The organism is Synechococcus sp. R6-7, assembly GCF_047461695.1.
GTDB lineage: Bacteria > Cyanobacteriota > Cyanobacteriia > Thermostichales > Thermostichaceae > Thermostichus.
Genome location: NZ_JANSHS010000139.1, coordinates 1 through 1,095, shown reverse-complemented (window position 1 = coordinate 1,095; position 1,095 = coordinate 1). Strand labels below are relative to the sequence as shown.

Genomic DNA, 1,095 nt, shown 5'->3' with positions numbered 1-1,095 from the left:
TGGGACTATCAGCTTGCAACGTACAGAGATGGTCTGGCTCATGGGCTTATTGTAGCTCATCCAGGTTTTGTCCCAGTACACTTATATGGAGGCGGGCTTTCCTCCCGGCACCAAGCCTGCGGCTATGGTGCGGCCTCCAGCCCGAAAATAGGTGAGAGTAGTCCACATAGCGATGCCCATTGCTGTCCAGGTGGAGAATATCGGCAAATCGGTGGTTCCAGAGAATCTCATCGGCCAAGTAGGAGTGGCGAGCATAGATGGTTTGGGAAAAGGTATCGTCGATGCCGGTCAGGGTAATGATCAGCTCCGCTTGGCCCACCTGTAAATCTCGATCCATGAGGCTGTAGAGAGGGCCGCCGATGAACCACCGAGCCTCTCCTACTGGAAGTCAGCCAGCCTTCACAAAGGGCGAATGGTAGACTGGGAATACAAAAGCTTTCTGCTCAATTCAATCACCTTCAGTCTGCCACGGCCAAGGTTGGCTTCTCGATAAACTTCCATGAACCCACTGCGCCAAGGCCGACTGGGATCCCTTACGGATAACCCAACCCCATGAGCGACAACGAATCGACGGCGCGCATCATCTCCACCGACCTGCAGCGGGAGATGTCGCAGTCCTACCTGGAATACGCCATGAGCGTGATCGTCGGGAGGGCTTTGCCAGATGCGCGGGATGGCCTGAAGCCGGTGCACCGCCGCATTCTCTACGCTATGCACGAGTTGGGCCTGACGGCGGATCGCCCCTTCCGCAAGTGTGCCCGCGTGGTGGGGGATGTAATTGGAAAATACCATCCCCATGGGGATCAGGCCGTCTATGATGCGCTGGTGCGCATGGCTCAAGATTTCTCCATGCGGGAGCGGCTGGTGGATGGGCATGGCAACTTCGGCTCTGTGGACAACGATCCGCCGGCAGCCATGCGCTATACCGAGTGTCGGCTGACTGCCTTTGCCCAAGAAGCCCTGCTCCAAGATATTGACGCCAACACTGTCGATTTTGTCGGCAACTACGACGGATCCCAGCAAGAACCCCTGGTGCTGCCGGCGCGGATCCCGCAACTGCTCTTAAACGGCTCTTCCGGCATTGCCGTGGGCATG

2 protein-coding genes are annotated in these 1,095 nt (G+C 57.4%); one reads left to right on the top strand and one right to left on the bottom strand.

Going from position 1 to position 1,095, the window contains the following annotated elements; genetic code table 11:
• Window positions 1-46: 46 nt before the first annotated feature.
• The gene (locus NW815_RS04780) at window positions 47-361 is read right to left on the bottom strand and encodes a hypothetical protein (RefSeq protein WP_414375520.1); all 315 of its coding nucleotides are present in this window, start codon (window positions 359-361) and stop codon (window positions 47-49) included.
• A gap of 191 nt (window positions 362-552) precedes the next feature.
• Between NW815_RS04780 and NW815_RS04775 the strand changes: the two genes are divergently transcribed.
• On the top strand, window positions 553-1,095 hold a 543-nt coding region (locus tag NW815_RS04775; protein WP_414415766.1), incomplete at its 3' end, for a DNA gyrase subunit A.